General features: G+C 31.6%; 16 protein-coding genes. 13 read left to right on the top strand and 3 right to left on the bottom strand.

All coding sequences use genetic code 11. The annotated features are described in order from the left end of the window. Positions 1 to 110: 110 nt before the first annotated feature. Positions 111 to 2,000: a cache domain-containing sensor histidine kinase gene (locus tag PZA12_RS14850; RefSeq protein ID WP_103699381.1), complete on the top strand. Its 1,890-nt coding sequence runs from the start codon at positions 111 to 113 to the stop codon at positions 1,998 to 2,000. Positions 2,001 to 2,210: 210 nt separating this feature from the next. On the opposite strand, the gene PZA12_RS14845 is transcribed toward PZA12_RS14850, so the two are convergent. Then, the gene (locus PZA12_RS14845) at positions 2,211 to 3,644 is read right to left on the bottom strand and encodes a DDE-type integrase/transposase/recombinase (RefSeq protein WP_168983577.1); all 1,434 of its coding nucleotides are present in this window, start codon (positions 3,642 to 3,644) and stop codon (positions 2,211 to 2,213) included. Between the two features lie 173 nt (positions 3,645 to 3,817). Here PZA12_RS14845 and PZA12_RS14840 point away from each other — a divergent pair, with 173 nt between their 5' ends. From PZA12_RS14840 to PZA12_RS14810, 7 genes are all read left to right on the top strand, one after another. Beyond that, positions 3,818 to 5,350, top strand: a complete 1,533-nt coding sequence (locus PZA12_RS14840) for a response regulator transcription factor (protein ID WP_103698898.1) — start codon at positions 3,818 to 3,820, stop codon at positions 5,348 to 5,350. A 188-nt stretch (positions 5,351 to 5,538) separates the two neighbouring features. Then, positions 5,539 to 6,792 (top strand): sugar ABC transporter substrate-binding protein, encoded by a 1,254-nt coding sequence (locus PZA12_RS14835; RefSeq protein ID WP_103698897.1) that lies wholly within the window; start codon positions 5,539 to 5,541, stop codon positions 6,790 to 6,792. A gap of 352 nt (positions 6,793 to 7,144) precedes the next feature. Then, positions 7,145 to 8,053, top strand: coding sequence for a carbohydrate ABC transporter permease (locus tag PZA12_RS14830; protein WP_023975408.1), 909 nt, complete (start codon positions 7,145 to 7,147; stop codon positions 8,051 to 8,053). Beyond that, on the top strand, positions 8,053 to 8,898 hold the full coding sequence (locus PZA12_RS14825) for a carbohydrate ABC transporter permease (RefSeq protein ID WP_023975407.1): 846 nt from the start codon (positions 8,053 to 8,055) through the stop codon (positions 8,896 to 8,898). Before PZA12_RS14830 ends, PZA12_RS14825 begins: the two co-directional genes overlap by 1 nt. Positions 8,899 to 9,040: 142 nt before the next feature. Then, the gene (locus tag PZA12_RS14820; RefSeq protein ID WP_103698896.1) at positions 9,041 to 11,068 is read left to right on the top strand and encodes a TIM-barrel domain-containing protein; all 2,028 of its coding nucleotides are present in this window, start codon (positions 9,041 to 9,043) and stop codon (positions 11,066 to 11,068) included. A 202-nt stretch (positions 11,069 to 11,270) separates the two neighbouring features. Then, entirely contained in the window at positions 11,271 to 12,134 is an 864-nt protein-coding gene (locus PZA12_RS14815; protein ID WP_078117671.1) for an ABC transporter substrate-binding protein, read from the top strand. 772 nt (positions 12,135 to 12,906) lie between these two features. Beyond that, positions 12,907 to 14,286 (top strand): amino acid permease, encoded by a 1,380-nt coding sequence (locus PZA12_RS14810; protein ID WP_078115276.1) that lies wholly within the window; start codon positions 12,907 to 12,909, stop codon positions 14,284 to 14,286. A gap of 84 nt (positions 14,287 to 14,370) precedes the next feature. Here the strand turns inward: PZA12_RS14810 and PZA12_RS14805 are convergent, their stop codons facing one another. Together PZA12_RS14805 and PZA12_RS14800 are read right to left on the bottom strand one after the other, a co-directional pair. Beyond that, positions 14,371 to 15,171 carry a nitroreductase family protein gene (locus PZA12_RS14805; RefSeq protein ID WP_078115277.1) on the bottom strand — a complete coding sequence of 267 codons (801 nt, stop codon included), beginning with the start codon at positions 15,169 to 15,171 and terminating at the stop codon, positions 14,371 to 14,373. 367 nt (positions 15,172 to 15,538) lie between these two features. Then, positions 15,539 to 15,850: an ArsR/SmtB family transcription factor gene (locus PZA12_RS14800; RefSeq protein ID WP_078115278.1), complete on the bottom strand. Its 312-nt coding sequence runs from the start codon at positions 15,848 to 15,850 to the stop codon at positions 15,539 to 15,541. 386 nt (positions 15,851 to 16,236) lie between these two features. On the opposite strand from PZA12_RS14800, the gene PZA12_RS14795 reads away from it, so the two are divergent. The 5 genes from PZA12_RS14795 (at position 16,237) to PZA12_RS14775 (ending at position 22,674) form a co-directional block, all read left to right on the top strand. Then, positions 16,237 to 17,022 carry an electron transfer flavoprotein subunit beta/FixA family protein gene (locus PZA12_RS14795; RefSeq protein WP_078115279.1) on the top strand — a complete coding sequence of 262 codons (786 nt, stop codon included), beginning with the start codon at positions 16,237 to 16,239 and terminating at the stop codon, positions 17,020 to 17,022. A gap of 19 nt (positions 17,023 to 17,041) precedes the next feature. Beyond that, positions 17,042 to 17,980, top strand: coding sequence for an electron transfer flavoprotein subunit alpha/FixB family protein (locus tag PZA12_RS14790; RefSeq protein WP_078115280.1), 939 nt, complete (start codon positions 17,042 to 17,044; stop codon positions 17,978 to 17,980). A 300-nt stretch (positions 17,981 to 18,280) separates the two neighbouring features. Continuing rightward, positions 18,281 to 19,816: an L-lactate permease gene (locus PZA12_RS14785; RefSeq protein WP_078115281.1), complete on the top strand. Its 1,536-nt coding sequence runs from the start codon at positions 18,281 to 18,283 to the stop codon at positions 19,814 to 19,816. Between the two features lie 203 nt (positions 19,817 to 20,019). After that, complete coding sequence (locus tag PZA12_RS14780; RefSeq protein WP_077840756.1) at positions 20,020 to 21,447, top strand: FAD-binding oxidoreductase; 1,428 nt, start codon at positions 20,020 to 20,022, stop codon at positions 21,445 to 21,447. A gap of 87 nt (positions 21,448 to 21,534) precedes the next feature. Further along, positions 21,535 to 22,674, top strand: coding sequence for an acyl-CoA dehydrogenase (locus PZA12_RS14775; protein WP_103698895.1), 1,140 nt, complete (start codon positions 21,535 to 21,537; stop codon positions 22,672 to 22,674). Positions 22,675 to 23,005 lie beyond the last annotated feature (331 nt).

The following is a 23,005-nucleotide window of genomic DNA, read 5'->3' as shown; positions in this document are numbered from 1 at the left end:
GCATCATGAGGGTAATTTATTGCTTCGCCTTGTCTAAGGAAAGGCATTCAAAGAAACTTTGGACTTGCTATTTATTTTCATGTGCCTAAAGAGTGGTGAAATTATAAATAATGAAATTTTTTAACAATGCTACGAATACAATTAGATATTTTTTGAATTGGAAACGTTATAGTATAAAAGCAAAATTGTTAAGCATATTTATAATTATTTCAATTATACCAATGGTTCTTAGTCAAGTGTTCTTATATAAGCTGTCACAACATTATCTCGAAAAGAAGATTACAAATCTTACGGATAGAAATTTATTTTACATAAAAACTAACATAGAAACTGATATGAATTATTATAAGGATATTTTATATAGGATTGCAGCAGATAATGATTGTTTAGAATTAGAGAAAATGTTTAACGACGGAAATGAGTTTGAAAAGGCAGCGTCTATTAATAAGATTAGAGATGCCTTTGGATCTTATTCTTATTCAAGAAATCAAATTAGAGCTATAACCTTTGTTGGGAACAATGGAAGAAATGTATATTATGATAAAGGTAATCAAGGAATCAATAATAGAATATGGGAAGAATATAGTAATTCTGAAAAAAGCAAAATTTATTCTGAAATCTTAAATAGTAATATTCCCGTAATATTACCTACAACTTGTAATAGCTTTATTCATGGAAAATCTGAGTATATGTTTCACATAGGACTAAAAGTTAGAGATATCAGAACTAAAGATGAAATTGGGATAATTATTATGAGTTTTGATGAACAAATTCTATTTGATGTTTGTAATGTTCAGATGGATAAGGAAGATTTTGAGGAAGATAAGCTTAATATGTGCTCTGTAATAGTTGATAATGATGGGAGAGTTATATCATTTCAAGATAAGAAGTACATTGGGACATATGTAAAAGATTATTCTAGCAGTGAGATTAATGATACTGATAATATGGAAACACTAAATCAATTAATATATTCAATACCGAGTTTTAAGAATAGAAATATATCTGTTAGCAGTATTCCTATAGATAGTGTTGGCTGGAAAGTAATTAATGTTGTTGATAAAGATAATTTATTTTATGAAGTTAAGTTATTAAGAAATTTAACTTTTGTATTTCTAGGATTGATACTTATAATCTTAACAATAGTTATTATAATATTTTCAAATAAATTGTACGAGTCAGTTAAAATTATTGTCAGTGGAATGAAGGAAGCTAAAAAAGGAAATTTCAATGTAAAAATAAAGCTAAGCACAGAAGATGAAATGTCCTTTATAGGAGACGAATTTAATGAAATGTTGTCTACAATAAATATCTTGATAAGAGATATAAAAGATCAAAGTAATTTTATTGTTGAATTATCAAATAAAAGACGAGAAGCTGAAATAAAGGCAATTGTCGCTCAAATTAATCCTCACTTTTTGTATAATACTTTAGATTGTATAAACTGGATGGCAATTAAAAATGAAAATTATGAAGTTAGTGATAATATTGGAAATTTGGCGCAAATACTAAGATATAGCATAGGCGATATTAATAAGGAAGTGACTATTTATGATGAAGTTGAATGGTTGAAGAAATATGTATATTTGCAGCAGCTTAGATTTAATAATAGCTTTGTATTGGATTTAGATGTAGATGAAAATATATTAGGGGCTAGAATTCATAAGTTAATATTACAGCCCTTAATTGAAAATTCAATTATTCATGGATTTAAAGGATATGATAGTGAAAGAATATTAAAAGTTAGCATAAATAGATTTAAAAATAAGTATGTAAAAATCGTAGTAAAAGATAATGGATTAGGTATAGAAGATAGAAAGCTCAAAGACATAATTAATAATATAAAATCAGGGAAAGATGAAGATGAAAATATAGGTATAAAAAATGTATATGACAGGATAAAGATTTATTATGGTGAAGATGCTAAGTTTAGTATTGAAAGTGCAAAGGGACAAGGAACTACAATAACTTTGATTATTTCATTGATATTGGTAGTGTAAAAAATATATGAAAAATCAATCCAACTACCATTTAATGTTAAATTATGTTTGCTAGTTGCCCTTGACACACCTAAAGATAAATGGTCTTAGGCAGTTAAGGACGGGTGAATGATAATTTTGAACATGACTAATAGACCCGCCTATTGAGATATTTTACCATTTATCTTTGTGGGCGTGTCAAGGGTGCGTTTCACCAACTGCTTTAGATCATTAGGCAGTTATTGTACAGTTATTTAGAACAAAGTCTTGAGATAGTTCAATAAATTTGCACCATCTAGTAGGCATGTTGGACATTGACTCTAACTCTTCAAGGATTACAGGAGTTTTGCCTTCAAGGGCAGAATGTGGTCTTAGAAAGTTAAAGTATGCCACAAACATAGTTACAAATGCAACCGACCCGTTAGGACTTCCGAAGCCAGTAGTAGCTCTATAATTGCCTTTAAAGGTTCGGTTAAGACGTTCAATAATTTGCTTCAATGGCCTATATTCTTTTGAAACTTCATCTTTATTGGTTAAGCCTATAACTTGAGTAACATCGAATTTTATACTATGGCTTGCAAAGAAGTGCTGTGCAAGAAGATATATAGGGTTACCATCAGTTATAAGATTAAGATCTTCAGGTATTTCTTTTAACTTACTTAGAACATCATCGATGGCTTTTACAGCCGTTTCGGTATCTCTATGTGGTGATACTCTGTAAGATAGAATAATCTTTTTAACAGCATCAAAAAAGAAGAAAATATAGTTCCACTTACCGTTAACTTTTATGTAGGTTTCATCGCCGCAGAAAGAGTCAGAAAGTTTATAATCGTAGTTATCTATAAATGGCTTAACTACAATTGAAACGGCATTAACATAGTTTAAAATTGCTTGATGAGATATTTTAATATCATGAATATCTTTAAGCAATGCAGCTGTCTTTCTGGAAGATAAACCGTAGTTAACGTAGTAAGTTAGAATGAGTCCTAAGGTGTAAGAAGAAATCATAATGTTTGGAAGAGAAACCTTTGATTTTACCGGACTTTCTTTAGAAAGTGGCTTAAAGTCAAAAGTGAAATCTCTAAATATGTATCTAACTTTGAACTTACCAGGATTCTTCTTAAAATCTTGTTTTTCAGATTTTGTCATTGATTTAAGATTATTTTGGTAAAAAGAGCAATTATCATTCTTACACTTATAAACGTAGAAATCCTTACGCGCCTTGATTCTTTCAAGTGTTTTACTGCAGTGAGGACATCTTAACACTATGGATTTCTGATAGTAATTTTTAGGATTGAATGTGGTATCACAGACTTTGCAAAGATATTGTCCTCGGCCTCCGTTATTATCGTAAAGATAGGTATGTGGAGCACCACACTTAGGACAGATAACATCCTTAGGAGCTAACGCTTTGTTTTTGCGAGGTTTCACAGGAGCAAATTCTTTGCCGTGCTTAAACTCATATTCAGCTATTAGAAGCTTATAGTTAAGTTTTTCGGGAACATCAAAGATTGGTTGATCATCTACTTGAAGCTTTCGGTATTCTTTCTTAACAGGTTCGTCCGAAATGCTTTTAAGCAAGTTTTTGCCAACCAGCAAAGTCATGAGATACTTTATAATTTCAATAAGATAAATTACAGTTTCAAGAAGAAACTTATTAATCATGGTAATAGCTTGCCTCCTTTTTTAGTTCAGTGTTTTTGTTTTGCAAGTATAAAATATCTTAACTTTTTGGGGGTGGCAAGTTATTTATATAAAAAATAAGAAAAATTAAAGGGTTGCTGCCTTAGTTAGATAAAAAACTTTGACAGTACCTTGATATTTTAAGGGGGATATTTATGAAAATTTTAATTGTAGAAGATGAAATTAATGCTAGAGAAGGACTGGGGAACTTATTAGGAAAGATTAATGAAAATTATATCGTTTGTGGAAAGGCTTCTGATGGAGAGCAGGGTTTCCTTTTAGCTAAAGAGCATAAGCCAGATCTTATCTTTACAGATATTGAAATGCCGAAAATAAATGGATTAGATATGCTCCAGAAAATTAAAAATTGTGGTCAAGATCCATATATTATTATACTTAGTGGATATTCAGATTTTAAGTATGCACAAAAAGGTATAAAACTTGGAGTTAATGAATACTTATTGAAACCAATAACCTATACTGCTTTAAAAAATACCATGGAGGATATTGAAAAAAAGCTTAATTTAAGTAAGGAAAAAGATGCACTTTTAGAAGAAGGTATACTTAAGGAAGAAAAATTAGGACAAGTACTACTAAATAAAGGACAAAATTTAGAGCATTTTTACAAAATAATTGAAAGTAAAGTAAAGCAAAATGAAAATATATATGTTGTTAATTTGCATCTTAGAGATAAATACGAAGATAAGGTTGAACTTATAATAAAAGAGATTTATGAAGCTATGAAGAATTACAATATTGTAAATTTCTATTACTCTATCTTAAAAGAGTACAATTATTTGCCTATTTTAGTAATTACTAAAACACCTTACTTAGAATTTATAAAAATGCTAAAGCATAAGATATTATTTTCACTTAGGCAGAAGGGATTCTTAAATACTACTATTAGTATTATTAATCTAAACGAACTATCTGAAATTAAAAGTTCATTTAAAAAGCTACAAAGATTGTCTAGATGGCCTATTTCATTTGGAAATAATGAAGTGATTTATGAAGAACTAATATCTAAATTAAAAATAAATCATTGTAATTATCCAAGAGATCTTGAAAAGGAAGTGCTAAAAGCCATAAAAAACAATGATCAGAAAAAGTTATCTGATATTAATAAAAGATTTGTATCATATTTGAAAGAAAACATCTACGACCCATGCGAGATAATCGATGTTAGCAGCAAGTATATTTTTTCAATTTTAACTGTGGCTAAAAGCTGTAATAGCAATCTTTACACTGAGTTTAATAATGAAGGTGTTTTAGATTCAATTAAGAATAGTTTTACATTTGATGAGTTGAAAGAGCGGCTGAATTATGTAATCCGTAAGATGTGTGAAAGAGATGATGAGGGAACTAAAGTAAATTCATTGATTGTAAGAAAAGCTATAAATTATATAAAGGAGTATTATAGCGATAAAATTTCTCTTGAAGAAATAGCAAGTGGAATGAATATAACCCCAGAATATTTAAGTAGGTTGTTTACAAAAGAACTTGGAAAAAGTTTTTCAGATTATTTAAAAGAGTTTAGAATTCATAAAGCAAAGGAATTATTAGGTAGTAACAAACTAAAGATTTATGAAATTGCAGAGAAGGTCGGTTATAGTGATTCTAAATACTTTTGCAAAGTTTTTAAAGAATCAACAGGTATGTCTCCAAAAGAATATATGAAATTTTATTAAGAGATGATAAAGAAAGAATAAGTCAGTATGCTTGCTATTTTATTTAATAAGCTTAAATGCAAAGTGTAAAATTAATATCATGATTTTACACTTTTTTCATGATAATAGAATATTAGAAGTAATTTAGAAGATGTAATATTAAGTTATAGAAAACGTTATTATTCATAAGAATTTAGGAGGTAAATAATATGAAAAAAACTAAAAAGTTACTGGCTTGTTTGACAGCTATTGCAATGTCGGCGACTATATTTATTGGATGTGGAAGCAGTGGTGGGGGCACAACTCAAACTAAAGCTGATCCGGCAGGAAAGACAACGATTACAGTATGGCGCTATTTTGATGGGCAGCAACAACAAAATGCAATGCAAAATCTTGCTGATAAATATAATAAATATCAAGATAAGGTAGAAGTTCAAGTGGAATTCGTACCAAGAGCTGAACTTACTAAGCAGTTTACAATAGGTCTTGTTGCTGACAAGCTACCTGACATAGGTTTAGTTGATAATCCAGATATGGCTTCATTTTCGGCAATGGGATTATTTGCAGATATTACAGACAAAATCAATTCATATGATGGTAAAGATCAATTTTACCCAGGACCGATTTCATCATGTCAATTAGATGGGAAATATTATGGAATTCCACTTGGAAGTAATGATTTAGCTTTATTTTATAATAAGGACATGTTAAGCGCAGCAGGAGTTGAGCCACCTACAACTTTTGATGAATTAAAGACTGCAGCTAAGAAATTGACAAAAGGAGATACTTATGGTTTAGCTATAGCTGCGCCAAAGAATGAGGAAGGAACATTTCAATATCTTCCATGGCTTATTTCAACAGGAGCTAAATTTAATGAAATTGGAAGTGAGGCGGGAATAAGTTCGCTTCAATATCTCACCGATCTTATAAAGAATGGATCAATGAGTAAAGAAGTTATAAACTGGACACAAAATGATTTAGAAAAACAATTTGTAACTAATAAAGCAGCTATGATTACAGATGGTCCATGGATTATAGATACGGTTAAGAAGGATGCACCAAACCTAAATTGGGGAGTTGTAAAAATTCCTAAAGATAAAGTATTTGCATCGGATTTAGGTGGAGAAAACTGGGGCATCATTAAAGGTCATCATGAAGCTGAAGCTTGGGATTTTATTAAATATACACAGCAAAAAGATAATATGACTGAATATTGTGCTGATTTTGGTTATATTCCACCTAGAAAGGATGTAGCAGAAAGTGATGATAAAATAACTAAAGACCAAGTTATGAGTGTATTTCTAGATGAATTGCAATATGCTATGCCAAGAGGGCCACATCCAAAATGGCCTGAAATATCAGATGCAATGTCTACTGCAATGCAGGAAAGTTTTACAAATGCAAAGACACCAGAGCAAGCAGCTAAAGATGCACAAGTTAAGGTTGATGCAGTATTAAAATAACTTTATAGATACCCATCTTTAAAGTTAACTTCCCGAAATCATAAATATTTTGATTCCGAAAAGCTATGAAAATATTGCTGAAGGTTCTAAGCAGCAGGTTGTATCCACTTTAGCATGCTCCAACTTTCAGTTTGACAAGCTAAAATGGTACAACCTACAGCAAAGAACCTTTAACAGCTCATTTTCAAATGTTTTCTCCACAAATATATTTATGATTTCTAGTGAAGATATGAACTTAAAATGTTATCAAATTTGTGAAATTCTTAAATTGTCTAACTATATAAAAAATCTAAAGGTGCCTAAAATTTAGTGCAGACACCTTTTAATTGAAGCAAGGTAGGTGAAAATAATTTTGAAAAATAAATATAGCAGTGAATTTATTAAGGAAGAAAGAAAAGGGTACATATTTGTGCTCCCAGCACTAATATTTATGCTGGCTTTTGTGGGATATCCGATTATATATAATTTTATTCTAAGTCTTCGTGATGTAAATGTAACGACTTTTAGTCAGCCTGTTAAACCATTTGTTGGTATAGAAAACTACATTGAAGTATTTAAAGATCCAGCAATGCCAATAAGTATTTGGAATACTTTAGTTTTCACTATTGGAAGTATATCAATTCAATTTATTATAGGACTCGGACTAGCTTTGCTTTTCAATTTGAAATTTAAGCTTTCAGAACCTCTTAGAGGACTTATGGTAGTCAGTTATCTTGTACCGATGACAGTAACTGCATTATTGTTCAAATTTATGTATAGTACAAGCGGAGGTATAATAAACGAATTACTTATGAAATTTCATCTAATATCACAGCCAATAGGCTGGATTATAGACAGTAAAACCTCAATGTTTTCAGTTATATTAACAAACTCATGGGTTGGAATTCCATTTAATATGTTGTTATTAACAACTGGGTTAAGTAATATTCCGTATGATTTATATGAGGCAGCTAAAGTTGATGGGGCTAATGTGATTCAGAGATTCTTTAAAATAACTCTGCCATCATTAAGACCAGCGATTTTATCTGTATTAGTTCTTGGATTTATTTATACATTTAAAGTTTTTGATTTAGTATTTGTTATGACAAATGGAGGTCCAGTTAATAGTACTGAACTAATGTCAACTTTTGCATATAAACTTTCATTTACGCAATTTTCATTTAGTAAAGGTGCTACTGTTGCCAATGTATTATTTGCTATTTTATTCTGCGTAAGTTTAGGATACCTCAAATTGATAAAGGAAGATGAGGTGATTGGATAATGAAGAAGGTTATTCTTAAGGATAAACAAAAAAATATAATATTATGCTGTGTATCAATTTGCATAGCTTGTATTATGCTTTTTCCAATATATTGGATTATAGTAAGTTCATTTAAAACCAATGCTGAAATCTTTGCATCACCTCCAACTTTTATACCTAAAGATTTTACATTAAGTAGTTATACAGACCAATTTACAGGAAAGAGCAGCATAATAGTAACACTAGGTAATAGCTGCAAAGTTGCATTCGCTTCAATGATCTTAGCATGTGTATTAGCCATTCCAGCTGCATATGGCTTGGCAAGATTTAGGATGAGAGGGAAAAAGGTATTTATATTAATCTTCTTAGTAACTCAGATGCTCCCAGTAGCACTATTACTTACACCAATGTTTTTAGTTTATAAAAATTTACATCTATTAGATACTCTTTGGGCTCCAATTTTATCAGATGCAACAATATCTGTTCCTTTTGTAGTTCTTATACTTAGAACTTATTTTCTTGCTTTACCAAAAGAACTTGAAGATTCAGCAAAGATTGATGGATGCAATACATTTACGGCATTTACAAAAATAATGCTTCCAATATCTTATCCAGGACTTATAATGACAGGAGCATTTTCCTTCTTATATGCTTGGGGTGATTTAGCTTATTCGCTAACATTTTTAACCAGTCCTGAAAAGAGAACTATGACAGCTAGTATATATAATTTCATGGGCAAGTATGGAATACAGTGGAATTCAATAATGGCTTATGGAGTACTTTTGGTTTTGCCTGTTGTTTTAATATTTATATTCCTCCAAAAATATATAATTGGAGGATTAACTAATGGTGCTGTTAAAGGCTAGGAATAAATACTTTTAAAGAAAATATAGGAAAGTCTTAAGACTAATATAAAGATAATAAATTAGCAGGTGCTGTTTCTAAGGGTGAATTTAATTATTCAAATTTTAAGTAGAGATAATTATTCAAAGATTGGAGAGTTCATATATGGAATCTAATAAGGAAATTAATTTAGATGATAGTGTTTTTGAAGTTTATGGAAATGTATTAATTCGTAAATATGACTGTAAAACATTACAAATTGAGCCTTGGGGAAAAAATAGTTTACGCATACGAAGCACTAAGCAAGCAGAATTTATAAATAATGATTGGGCCTTATTGCCACAAGAAAGTTGTGAAATTGAGATTAAGATTGAAAATAACGAAGCATATATAGAGAATGGAAAAATTCATGCAAGGATTGATAAGGAAGGAAAAATAACATTTTATAATGATAAAAATGATGTTCTTTTAGAGGAGCATGTAAGAAATAGGAAAAATGTAAATAGATTTTGCAGTGCTTTAGAGATAGAAGCACGTGAATTTAAACCTATTCTTGGCGGTGATTATACTTTAACTATGAGATTTGAATCAAATCCAAAGGAAAAGTTATTTGGCATGGGACAATATCAACAGCCAAATTTAGATTTGAAAAACTGCATACTTGAACTTGCACATAGAAATTCCCAAGCTAGTGTTCCATTTGTATTATCAAGTTTAGGATATGGAATGCTTTGGAATAATCCAGCTATTGGAAAAGTTAATTTTGGAAAAAATATTACAGAGTGGATAGCAAATTCTACTAAGCAATTAGATTATTTTATAACAGCAGGTGATATGCCAGCAGAAATAGAAGAAGCTTATGCAAAGGCAACTGGAACAGTGCCAATGATGCCGGATTATGCTATGGGTTTTTGGCAATGCAAATTGAGATACCAAACTCAAGAAGAGTTATTAAGCGTTGCACGTGAATATAAGAAAAGAAACCTGCCAATTTCAGTTATAGTGGTTGACTTTTTCCATTGGCCAAAACAAGGAGAATGGAAGTTTGATTTAGATTATTGGCCTGATCCTGGTGCTATGATTAAAGAACTTAAAGATATGGGCATTGAATTAATGGTTTCAATTTGGCCAACGGTAGATAAGACAAGCGAAAATTATGATATGATGCTTAAAAAAGGGTATTTAGTAAGAGTTGATAGGGGAATTAGAACAACTATGGACTTTTTGGGAGATACTGTTTTCTATGATCCAACAAATCCAGAGGCCCGTGACTTTGTATGGAAAATTGCTAAGAAAAACTACTATGATAAAGGTATAAAAATATTTTGGCTTGATGAAGCTGAACCAGAATATTCGGTTTACGACTTCGAGAATTATAGGTATCACTTAGGTCCAAATGCACAAATAGGTAATATTTATCCGACTATGTATGCAAAAACGTTTTTTGATGGCATGAAGAAAGAAGGGCAGGGAAATATAATTAATCTTCTTAGATGTGCATGGGCAGGAAGTCAACGTTATGGAGCACTTGTATGGTCTGGAGACATTGATTCTAGCTTTGAATCTTTAAGAAATCAGTTTGCAGCAGGTCTTAACATGGGAATTGCAGGTATACCATGGTGGACAACTGATATAGGAGGATTCCATGGTGGAAATCCAGATGATCCAGACTTTAGAGAATGTATAATCAGATGGTTTGAATATGGAGCATTCTGCCCTGTATTTAGGCTACATGGTGATCGTGAACCACATTCAAAGCCACTTGGAACTAGCGGTGGAGGACTATGTGCAAGTGGTGCAGCTAATGAAGTATGGAGCTATGGTGATGAAGCATATGAAATATTTAAGAAATATATGTTTATCAGGGAAAAGATGAAACCTTATATTGCTAAAATCATGAAGGAAGCACATGAAAAAGGAACTCCAGTTATAAGACCGCTATTTTATGATTTCTCAGAAGATGAGCTTTGCTGGGATGTTACAGATGAGTATATGTTTGGACCAGATGTTCTTGTTGCACCAGTACTCCATAAAGGAGATAGGTCAAGAAAAGTATATTTACCAAAAGGTGCAAATTGGAAAGATGTAAATTCAGGGAAGATATTTAATGGTGGACAAGTAATAGACTATAACGCTCCATTAGAAATAATACCGTTATTTCTTAAGGATGAAGCAGAAGTTTCAATTATTTAATGAGAAATATAGGTGATAAGAGTTTATGTTAAGTAAACTCTTATTTTTGTTTAAAAACTGAATTCTATGTTTAAAATTTACTATTTTATAGCAAAATAGTAATAGTACATTAAATATAGAGGTTTCATTTTATTTGATACAACTTGCAGGATATGACTCAATGGCATTTTAAAAATTTAAATGACATCTAAAGGAGGGCAACATGAAGAAATTATCGAAAAAAGTATTAATTTTAATTACTATTATAAATTTTTTGGGAATGATTTTTGAAGGCAGTGCAGGAAGATATGATAGTAGAGCAATAGTAACCAACGTATCAGAACAAAAGGATAGGTTACAATTGATAAAAGAAAAAGGCGTGATAACTGTCGCTTCACCGCAAAACGATGTTTCATATTTTTATATAGATCAAAATACAAAAAAGATAGAGGGTACTGAGGCTGACATAATAACCGAAATTGCAAGTAGGCTTGGAATCAATAAAATTGAAACTAAGAACTCACCATTTGTAAATTTATTGGAAAAATTAAATGCTGATGATAGTATAGACATTGCATCAGGTGGAATATTTATAACTCCAGAACGTGAAAAGATAGTCGCATTTACTCAGCCAATATATAAGGCTACAGAAGCTGTTGTTGTTCCGACATTTTCAAATATAAATTTTAAAAGTGATTTAAAAAATTCAGTGGTTGGGGTAGAAAAAGGTACGGTGTATGAGAGCATGGGTGAAAGATGGAAAAATGATAAGATAATAAAGGATATAGCAATTTTTCAAAATTCAACTGAATTATTGGATGCTATATATAAAAGAAAGATAGATGCAGGGATAGTAGACTCTGTTATAGTGAAATATTCTCTGCTAAAAAATAAAAATATACCTTTAAGGATATTAAAAGATTATACGCCGGAATTAAGTGGAAATATAGCTATAGCAGTTAGAAAAAATGATAAAACGCTATTAGATGCATTTAATGAAAAAATAAAAGAGATGAAGGCAGATGGCACTTTATATGCAATTCTTGTAGAAAATGGGCTTGATAGAAATAATATGATTTCCGATTAATTGCTTACATAAGTTAAAGTTTTAAATATATCTTTTTAGATAAACCAACTATAATCTATACTTATGCGTATATCACACCGAAATGAATAATATACCTTTGTTCCAGTTTCTGGGTAATTATGATGGGTGATTCTAAGGTTATAAAGTTGCATCCAAAGTGCTAGCCTCAAAGAACAAGCTTTGAACTAGCACATTTGGAACAACTTATAGCCAAGAATCACATCCATCAAAATTACCAATGAAACATTCCACAAAAGTATATCACTCATTTCTGCTTGGAAGATATTTCATATTCTAAGTATAGCTTATGATTGTGGTATCTATGTATGGATATCCTAATCAAAACTAAGTTTATGTGATAATTCACCGAAATCATAAATATTTTGATTCCGAAAAAATAGACTTACATTTGAAAATTCAATGAACTAAGTAATAGATGAAGACTGGAATTTAGAAAGCCATTTGAAATATATTATTTTATATTTTATGATGAATTTTGATAAATTTAATTTTGTGGAAAATATATGTTTTTTTCTGTGATAAAGTCTATAATGAAAATATTATGACAAAATAATATTTATATTTATATAAATTTACTATAAAAAGCAAGAAATCATTGCAACTTTGTCAAAAATGTATTAGTATTTAACAGTGAAAATTAAATTTTTAGAGGAATATATTGGGGAAATAATAGCTACAAAAATTCGCATGATTATAAAATACTTATAATAAAGCATTTATCTATATGCTTTAATAAATATGGAGGAATAAAATGGATAAATCAACATCAGAAAATCAAAATTTATCAAGAGGACTAAAAAATCGGCATGTTCAGTTACTTGCTATAGGAGGTGCAATTGGTACAGGATTATTCCTTGGTTCAGGAAGATCAATTCACTTAGCTGGTCCATCTATCTTATTTGCTTACATAATAACAGGAATAATATGCTTCTTTATTATGCGCGCTCTTGGGGAATTATTATTATCTAATTTAAATTATCATTCATTTGTAGACTTTGTATATGATTATTTAGGGAATGGAGCGGCATTTATTACTGGATGGACATATTGGTTCTGCTGGATTTCAGTTGGTATGGCTGACTTGACTGCAGCAGGGTTATACATACAATACTGGCTTCCTAATATACCTCAATGGCTTCCAAGTCTTATTGTTCTTGTAATTTTACTAATTATGAATCTTACAGCAGTAAAACTATTTGGTGAAATGGAATTTTGGTTTGCTTTAATTAAAGTTGTTGCAATCTTAGCACTAATTGTAATTGGTATATTTATGATTATTAGAGGATTTTCTACAGATGCTGGTACATCAAGCTTTGCAAATCTTTGGAGCCACGGAGGTTTATTTCCAAATGGAATAAATGGTTTTATTCTTTCATTCCAAATGGTAGTGTTTGCTTTTGCTGGAATTGAATTAGTTGGCCTTACAGCTGGAGAAACTGAAAGACCAGAGCATGTTATTCCAAAGGCTATTAACAATATTCCAATTAGAATCATTATATTCTATATAGGGGCACTTATTGTTATTATGAGCATATATCCTTGGAACTCAATTAATCCGGATAAAAGCCCATTTGTTCAGGTGTTTGCAGCAGTAGGAATTGCAGCAGCAGCAAGTATTGTAAACTTCGTTGTATTAACATCAGCAGCATCTGCTTGTAATAGTGCTATCTTCAGTACAAGCCGTATGGTTTATTCACTTGCTAAAGAAGAAAATGCACCTGAATCAATGAAAAAGCTCACTTCTAGTCAAGTGCCTTCAAATGCTACAATGTTTTCAGCAATTGTCATTTTGATTTCAGTTATTTTAAACTTTGTTATGCCAGAAGGAGTATTTGTACTTATAACAAGTATATCGACATTTTGTTTTATTTATATTTGGGCAATCATAGTTATTTGCCACATGAGATATCGCAAAACTAATCCTGAACTTGCTGCAAAGAGTAAATTTAAAATGCCGCTTTATCCAATAATCAACTATATAATTCTAGCATTTTTTGCTTTTATTCTAGTTGTATTGGCACTTAATAATGAAACTCGTGTTGCTTTATTTGTAACACCTGTATGGTTTATAGTACTTGGTATTATTTACAATATACTTAAAGCAAAAAAGAAAAATGAAGAAAATGCTTAGTAGCATTTATATATAGTTCTGAAATTTTAATAGAAAGAAAAAAGCTATCTTTTACAGGATAGCTTTTTTAAGTGTAATTATTAATTATTCTATAAAAGTAGCGTCTAATGGATTTCTATCAACTAATCTATTATAACTATACCTTGGATATCCAACCATAACGGCACCGACGACTTTTTTATCTTTAGGAATATTGAATAATTTAAGCAGTGGTGAGTCTTCAATAGCTATGCAATGCTCGAAAATTCCAGCCCAGCATGATCCAAGTCCTAATGAAGGGGCGTATAATTCAAGATAAGTTAGTGATGAAACAGCATTATCTCGTGCATATGGAAAATTCTTATCTGATGTTGCAATTATTAAATTGGGAGCACCACGGAAGACTGAATCATATCCATCTTCTCTATAACTTTTTATAGCTTCTTCTACTAAATGTCTTAAAGGTGAGCTTTCTATCATTTGAATAGAAATCTCTAAAGCTTGTTCAAGTAATTGCTTATTTTCAACCACAATAAAGGATATGCCTTGACTATTACTTGCAGTAGGAGCCAATCTTGCAATATCAATTAATTTCGTCAATTTTTCTCTTGACACAGGTTCAGTTTTGTAATTTCTTATGGAACGGCGAGATCTTAAGAAATATTCTGCCTGCTTTTCGTTTAGTTTAGTAAAATCTTTTAAATCAATTTGATCTTCTAAAGGCGATTTTTTATTATCTATCGCAGTATTAGGACAGATAGCAGTGCAATGTCCACAGGCAATACAATGATTGTTTTCAATTTCTTCTGGTCCATGTAAACCCATCTTTAGAAAAGCCACAGGACATTCTTTAATACATAACTCACATTTTATACATTTTGCTTCATTCACAGTAATAAGATTCATTTTATTCAAATCCTTTCAAAATTATTTATTATAGTGTATATGTGCACATTTATACACATTTATATTAAAGAAGAAAGGCATTACTGCCTTTTCTTAATTCTCTAGGAATTTATATTCAAATTAAATTTGTGGATAAATTATGGAAAAGACTAATTCAGAAAGTTAGGATTTGTAAAGAGAATAAAAAAGAAAATATATTCGCCTGCATAAAATGTTCTTATATGCAGAATAGTTCAGTATTGTAGCATAGCTACTCTTTTTATAGGTGCATAGCTGCCATTTCTGATGTGCAGATTTTTCTCACATACGTTCGAAAAGGCAGATACGTAAAAAAATCCCCAACCCCAAAGTCGCCTGCGATTTTGTTCTAAACCTTATTTTTGATATACTCTTTTAAAGTGTTTGTAGTTGTCTCAAATTTTTCAAGAATATATTCGCTATTAATTTCATAGAAAGTGATTCTGTTTAGCTTTTCCTTATTTAAGATTTTATATCGATTCATTAATTCCAAATGTCTTGAAATAACAGACCTATCTTGAGTAAAGTTTTCTGCAATTTCTGTGATATTTTTCTTTCCATTTATTGCGAGAAACTTTAAGATTTCACTTCTTACAGGATCAAAAAGAGTTTTATAAAATTCAAAATCACCACATTCAAATAAATTATTTTGATTTTCCATTTCCATCACCAATTAAATTATATGTGCACACATATGCATATGTCAAGAAATTTATTTATGCAAATTATCATTTAGTAATGAGATGAATGCGCAGTAATCTTAGTTCTGGCAAGAAATATAGTTAATCAATCATGGGAATTTTATCATAATCCTAGGTTAATATAACCTAAAATATATTCATAAAAAAATTTTTATATTAGGGATTGAAATATATGGTACCGTGTGTTAGAATTTACTTGTGAATTGGTAAGACCAATTTACGATATCGTATACAGAAAATGAATTAGCGATAGTATTTATTTGATGGTGCTTTTTACCACCAAAACACAGAATGGTTTTATCAAAAAACAATTTAGTAATATAAAAGGATAAAGGAGAGGGAAAGTATGCAGATTCTGTTATGTGTAAAACAGGTTCCAGATGATTCAATTGAAATCCATTTGGATAATGAAAAGAAAAAACCTAAATTAAATGGAGTCAGTTTGGTTGCAAATGCATTTGATACATATGCATTAGAGCTAGCGGTTCGTTTTACTGAGGCTCATGGAGGAAAAGTAAGTGTATTAACAGTTGGAGCAGAGGATTCTTTAAACACATTAAAAAATTGCATTGCTGTAGGAGCTAAAGAAGCATTTTTTGTAAAAGATGACTTATATGCAGATTTAGATGCTATGGGAACAGCTGATGTTTTGGCAGATGCTATTCACAAGATTGAAGCAGACAAAGGTGAAAAATTTGATTTGATTCTTTGTGGAAAAGAATCTACAGATGAAATTACTGGTCAAGTTGGAGCTATGCTTTCAGAAAAGTTAGGGACAGGCTATGTCAGCAGCGCTATTGAAATCGATTTAAAAGATAATTCTATGGAAATTCATCAAGAAACTGAAGAAGGATATAATTTAGTTTCACTAGAATGTCCAGCTGTAGTAACAGTAAGCAAGCCAGATTATGATCCACGTTATCCTACTATAAAAAGTAAGATGGCAAGCCGTAAGGCAGTAATACCAACTTATTCAGCAGCAGAAATTGGAGAGGTAAAACAAGCAAAAGTACGCTTAATAGAATATGTTGCACCTCCTAAGAAAGAGGCTGGTATCAAGATTCAAGAGAAGGATGCTACTTTAGCAGTAAGTGCTGTTATGGAGCAAATGAAAAAAGATAAGGCAATCTAATTAAGGAGGAAACGAAAGTATGAAAGCATTATTATTCATTGAAACAGATGGAGAAAAGGCATTAGGTGGAAGTATTGAACTTATTAGTGCAGCAAAAGCATTAGATGCAGAAGGAACAGCTCTTGTAGTAGGGAATAAAGCTATTGCAGATATAATAGCAGCATTCGGAATTCCAGTTATTTTTACTGATACAGCGACAGATTGCGATACTTTGACAGAAGTATTATCAGAAACTGTTAAGGAACAAAATCCAGATATTGTTTTATTAGCTAATACAACACTTGCTAAAGATGTTGCACCACGTATTGCAGGTCGTATGAATTTGGGATGTGTAAGTGATGTAATAGGAATGAGTAAGGCTGATGATAAAGTTATATACACTAGACCAGCTTATGGCGGTACAATCTTAGAACATATTGAAGTAGAGGGAACAGCTGTAGTAACAGTTAGAAATGGAAGCTTTCCTAAACCAGAACCAACTTCAAATGCAGACGTTACAGAAAAGAAAATAGAAATTCCAGCTGATGCTGTTAAGGCAAAAATTATTGATACAGTAAAAGAAATTTCTGAATCTGTTAATTTAGAAGAAGCTGAAGTTATTGTTTCTGGTGGACGTGGAATGGGAAGTGCAGAAAACTTCAAACTAGTTGAAGAATTAGCACGTGTGCTTGGAGGCGTAGTAGGCGCAACAAGACCAGCAATTGAAGACGGTTGGATTTCTCGTGCACACCAAGTTGGACAATCAGGAAAAATCGTAGCACCAAAACTTTATATTGCGTGCGGTATTTCAGGAGCAACACAACATACATCAGGAATGACAGGCTCTAATTATATTGTAGCAATTAATAAAGATGAAGAAGCTCCAATTTTTGAAGTTGCTAACGTAGCAATTGTTGGAAATGTAAATGAAATCCTTCCAATTATGATCGAAGAAATGAAAAAAGCAAAAGCAGAATAAATACTTTTTCCAGATAAGATAAAAGGTTGTCGCACTAAAAAATTAGCACGACAGCCTAAAAAATAAATCTCAATTCACAAGAAAATGAAATTATGTATAAATTTCACACTTGTATACGTGGAGAATTATTAAAAAACATAATTGAATAAGAGACGCAGCATATAAAAAACAACTAAATCCGAATATATGTAAAAATAGTATTGAATCAACAAGTGGGAAGCTATGTAATTAAGACCAAAAAAGTAATAACGATTTTTAAAAGGTTATACCATTTAAAAATCGTATGAGGAGGATAAAGGAATGTTGTTTTTTAAATTCTTAATGGCGATATTACCTATCATTTGGCTTATAGTTGCACTCAGTGGATTAAAAATGCCGGGTTATAAAGCTTGCTCTATTGCACTTGTTCTTACAATGTTTTTAGCTATTTTTTTCTGGAAATTAAATGTGGTTTATACTGTGACAGGAGTATTTGAAGGAGTACTCAACGCATTGTGGCCAATCTGTTTAGTTATCGTTGCAGCTTTGTTTACGTATAATTTAATTTTACGTACGGGTGCAATGGATTTCATAAAGGAAATGTTGGCCGGAGTTTCTATGGATAAAAGGGTTTTAACATTAATTATTGGATGGGGATTTGGTAACTTCATGGAAGGAATGGCTGGGTTTGGAACAGCAGTTGCTATTCCAGCATCTATGCTTGCTGGCGTTGGATTAAATCCATTTTCAGCAGTTATAGCTTGTTTGGTTGCTAACAGTACACCAACAGCATTTGGATCAGTAGGAATACCGCTTGTAACACTTTCAGCAGTAACCGGAGTTGGATCAAACACATTGGCAGTAAATACAGTACTAATTGAAGGAATTCTTTGTTTTATAAGTCCATTTATTATGGTATGCATCGTAGGTGGAGGAATAAAGGCATTGAAGGGAGCATTTCTTGTTACATTAGTTGCTGCATTATCATTTACAGTACCTGCTTATATTACAGCAACAGCAGTTGGAGCAGAACTTCCAGATATAGTAGGATCTATCTGTTGTATGGTATGTACAGTTGCAGCAGCAAAAATCTTTAATAAAAAGCCTCAAGATGAGTATTGTATTCAAATTAACAAGAAAAAAGAAGAAACAGCTTTATCATTTGGTAAAGCAGTACAAGCATGGTGCCCATTTATTTTAATCTTTGTAATGTTAATGGCTACATCAACATTATGTGCACCAGTTCATGATGCAATTGCAGTATTTAAAACAAGTACAAGCGTATATGCTGGCAAAGGTGGAAATACCCTAACATTTAGCTGGATTAATACACCAGGTATTATCATTCTTGTTGCAGCAGTGATTGGCGGTCTCGTTCAAGGCGCAAAAATATCAACAATACTTGATGTACTGCGTAGCACATTAAAAGCAAACTGGAAAACAATCGTTACAATTTGTGCAGTTATGTCAACGGCAAAGGTAATGGGGTATAGTGGAATGATTTCAGATATTGCAAGTCTTTTAGTTGTAGTAACTGGAGGAGCATACCCATTAATTTCTCCATTAATTGGAGCCATTGGAGGATTTGTAACTGGATCAGGTACATCAACCAGTGTTTTATTTGGAGGATTACAAGTTCAAACTGCGCAAAATCTTGGACTTTCTGGTGCATGGATGGCAGCAGCAAATACTCTTGGAGCAGGTATAGGAAAGATGATTTGTCCTCAAAGTATTGCAATTGGTGCAAGTGCAATTAATCAATCAGGTTCGGAAAGTAAAATTTTAAAAAGCGTATTTAAATATTTTGTTTGTTATGTAGTTATAGCTGGAATAGTATGTTTTGTTGGAACACTTTAAGGCAGTTGATATGTATTACAGGTGACCATTTAAAGTTGACCAGGAAAATTCAGTGGCTTTTAGAAAATTGAAGAATTTATTCAAAAGTCTACATTTTATACCCTTAGGGTATAAGATGTAAACTGAATTAGTTCGGCGTAGTAATTTGCTAAAAAAAGATAAAGTGAACTTTACATCTAATATATTAGAAAGGAATGAATATTATGGCTGAGTATAATCAATTGACAGAGGAGATAATCTCAAAATTACAGGAGGCAGCACCAGGACATATTTTAACAGGTGCTGATATAAATGACGACTATAGTCACGATGAAATGCCTATTTACGGAAAAGTAGCCCCACAAGTTGTGTTTATGGCACATTCCACAGAAGAAGTTGCTGCAGTGGTAAAAATATGTAATGAAAATAAAATACCAGTAACTCCAAGAGGAGCAGGAACAGGACTTACAGGTGGAGCAGTTCCACTACTTGGAGGAGTTTTAATTGATATTACAAAAATGAACAAAATAATTTCTTATGATTTAGAAAATTTTGTTGTTCATGTAGAAGCTGGAGTTCTATTAAATGATCTTGCAGAGGATTGTTTAAAACAAGGATTATTATATGCTCCAGATCCAGGTGAAAAGTTTGCTTGTTTAGGTGGAAATGTTGCAACAAATGCTGGTGGAATGAGAGCTGTTAAGTACGGTGCAACACGTGATTATGTACGTGCAATGACAGTTGTTCTTCCAACAGGAGAAATTACTAAATTCGGTGCTACAGTATCAAAAACAAGTTCGGGTTATAGCCTTTTAAATCTAATGATTGGTTCAGAAGGTACACTTGGAATTATTACAGAACTTACATTGAAAGTAATGCCAGCGCCAAAGGTAGTAGCAAGTTTAATTATTCCTTTTGAAAATTTAGATGATTGTATTTCTACTGTTCCAAAATTTAGAATGGAACACATGAATCCACAAGCGATAGAATTCATGGAAAGAGAAATTGTTTTATCTAGTGAAAGATATATTGGAAAGAGTGTATTCCCACAAGTAATTGATGGAGTTACTGCAAATGCTTATTTACTTGTTACTATAGATGCAGGTAATGAAGATGAATTAAATAATCTTATTGAGCAAGCAAGTGAAATAGTATTAGAAGCAGGAGCAATTGATGTTCTTGTAGCTGATACACCTGCAAAAATAAAAGATGCATGGGCTGCACGTTCAAGTTTCTTAGAAGCTATTATGGCAGAAACAAAATTGTTAGATGAATGTGATGTTGTAGTTCCAGTAAATAAAATAGCTCCTTATCTTGCTTTTGTAAATAAAACTGGTGAAGAGTGTGGATTAACTATTAAGAGTTTTGGACATGCAGGAGATGGAAATCTTCACATATACCAATGTAGTAACGATTTAGAAGAAGAAGAATTCAAAACAAGAGTTGATAAATTCTTTAAGATCATTTACGAAGAAGCAATCAAATGCGGTGGACTTGTTTCAGGTGAACATGGAATTGGTAGTGGAAAGATGAGTTATTTAGCTGATAGCGTTGGAGAAATAAATATGGAATTAATGAAAGGTATTAAAGAAGTATTTGATCCAAATTCTATTATGAATCCAGGTAAGGTATGCTGTCCAATAGAAAATTAAGCTCATAATTAATAATTTATATATATATTAATATCCCATGAAATAAAAAAAAGGAAAAGATGAAAAAAAGAAAGGTAGGAAATTAAAATGGATTTTAAACAAGATGAGAATCACCAACAATTACAAGAAATGTATCGTGAATTTGCAGAAAATGAGGTAAAACCAATTGCAAAAGAAATAGATGAAAGTATGCGTTTCCCAGAAGAAAATGTAGCAAAAATGGCTGAAATGGGCTTGCTTGGAATTCCATTTCCTGAAGAATTCGGCGGAGCTGGAATGGATACATTAAGTTATGTACAATGTGTAGAAGAATTATCTAAATGTTGTGCTACAACAGGTGTTATAGTTTCAGCACATACAAGCCTTTGTGCAACACCAATTTACACATATGGTACAGATGCTCAAAAAGAAAAATATTTAAAACCTCTTGCTTCAGGTGAAAAATTAGGTGCCTTTGGATTAACTGAACCTGTAGCTGGAACTGATGCTTCAATGCAAAAGACAACAGCAGTATTAGATGGAGACAATTATGTATTAAATGGAAGCAAAATCTTTATTACTAATGCAGGATATGCAGAAATATATATTGTTTTTGCTATGACAGATAAGAGTAAGGGAACAAAAGGTATTTCAGCATTTATAGTTGAAAAAGACTTCCCAGGATTTTCTGTTGGAAGCCATGAATTAAAGATGGGAATCCGTGCATCTTCTACATGTGAATTATTCTTTGATAATTGTATAGTTCCAAAGGAAAATCTTTTAGGAGAAGAAGGAAAAGGATTTGGTATTGCAATGGCAACTCTTGATGGAGGCCGTATTGGTATCGCTGCTCAAGCTCTTGGTATTGCAGAAGGCGCAATAGAAGAGACTGTAAAATATGTTAAAGAACGTGTTCAATTTGGAAAATCTATTGCTCAATTCCAAAATACACAATTTGAACTTGCTCAAATGAGTGCAAATACAGAAGCTGCAAAACTTTTAGTATATCAAGCTGCATGTGCAAAAGACGATCACCAAAAATTCACACATTTAGCAGCTATGGCAAAATTATTTGCTGCTAGAAATGCTACTGATGTAACAAATCGTTGTTTACAATTATTTGGTGGTTATGGATACACAAGTGATTATCCAATTGAAAGAATGATGCGTGATGCTAAGATAACAGAAATCTATGAAGGAACATCAGAAGTTCAAATGATGGTACTTTCAGGATGGATGCTTAGATAATATAATAAAAAACTAGTTAAAATTAAAATGCCCTCACATTAGGCACATGAGAAAATAATAAATCAACCTGCATACTGATTTATTATTTTCAGATTGTGAATTAAACCTATTTAAATAAACTATATAAGGATAACAAGTTTTCTACAATTGTAGGGAACTTGTTATTTTTTATGCATTTATATAGGTACAAAATTTAAAACCAGATTTATGTGGTAACTCGCCGAAAGAAAGATTACTCTGTTATTTCGATTGCTGGAGAATATGGCTTTGGATTTCTAATATCAAAAGTTGCACCCAATGCTGCATGTTCCTGAGCCAAGCTCATGACAAG

This window comes from Clostridium beijerinckii (assembly GCF_036699995.1).
GTDB classification, from domain to species: Bacteria; Bacillota; Clostridia; order Clostridiales; family Clostridiaceae; genus Clostridium; species Clostridium helianthi.
Note: the sequence above shows the minus strand (reverse complement) of the source record. Positions and strands in the feature narration are given on the sequence as shown.

Coding starts and splice junctions, on each gene's coding strand:
- PZA12_RS14800 (WP_078115278.1), bottom strand. CDS start 15,850: ATGGAAAATCAAAATAATTTATTTGAATGTGGTGATTTTGAATTTTAT.
- PZA12_RS14835 (WP_103698897.1), top strand. CDS start 5,539: ATGAAAAAAACTAAAAAGTTACTGGCTTGTTTGACAGCTATTGCAATG.
- PZA12_RS14845 (WP_168983577.1), bottom strand. CDS start 3,644: ATGATTAATAAGTTTCTTCTTGAAACTGTAATTTATCTTATTGAAATT.
- PZA12_RS14775 (WP_103698895.1), top strand. CDS start 21,535: ATGGATTTTAAACAAGATGAGAATCACCAACAATTACAAGAAATGTAT.
- PZA12_RS14820 (WP_103698896.1), top strand. CDS start 9,041: ATGGAATCTAATAAGGAAATTAATTTAGATGATAGTGTTTTTGAAGTT.
- PZA12_RS14780 (WP_077840756.1), top strand. CDS start 20,020: ATGGCTGAGTATAATCAATTGACAGAGGAGATAATCTCAAAATTACAG.
- PZA12_RS14815 (WP_078117671.1), top strand. CDS start 11,271: ATGAAGAAATTATCGAAAAAAGTATTAATTTTAATTACTATTATAAAT.
- PZA12_RS14795 (WP_078115279.1), top strand. CDS start 16,237: ATGCAGATTCTGTTATGTGTAAAACAGGTTCCAGATGATTCAATTGAA.
- PZA12_RS14785 (WP_078115281.1), top strand. CDS start 18,281: ATGTTGTTTTTTAAATTCTTAATGGCGATATTACCTATCATTTGGCTT.
- PZA12_RS14850 (WP_103699381.1), top strand. CDS start 111: ATGAAATTTTTTAACAATGCTACGAATACAATTAGATATTTTTTGAAT.
- PZA12_RS14790 (WP_078115280.1), top strand. CDS start 17,042: ATGAAAGCATTATTATTCATTGAAACAGATGGAGAAAAGGCATTAGGT.
- PZA12_RS14805 (WP_078115277.1), bottom strand. CDS start 15,171: ATGAATCTTATTACTGTGAATGAAGCAAAATGTATAAAATGTGAGTTA.
- PZA12_RS14825 (WP_023975407.1), top strand. CDS start 8,053: ATGAAGAAGGTTATTCTTAAGGATAAACAAAAAAATATAATATTATGC.
- PZA12_RS14840 (WP_103698898.1), top strand. CDS start 3,818: ATGAAAATTTTAATTGTAGAAGATGAAATTAATGCTAGAGAAGGACTG.
- PZA12_RS14810 (WP_078115276.1), top strand. CDS start 12,907: ATGGATAAATCAACATCAGAAAATCAAAATTTATCAAGAGGACTAAAA.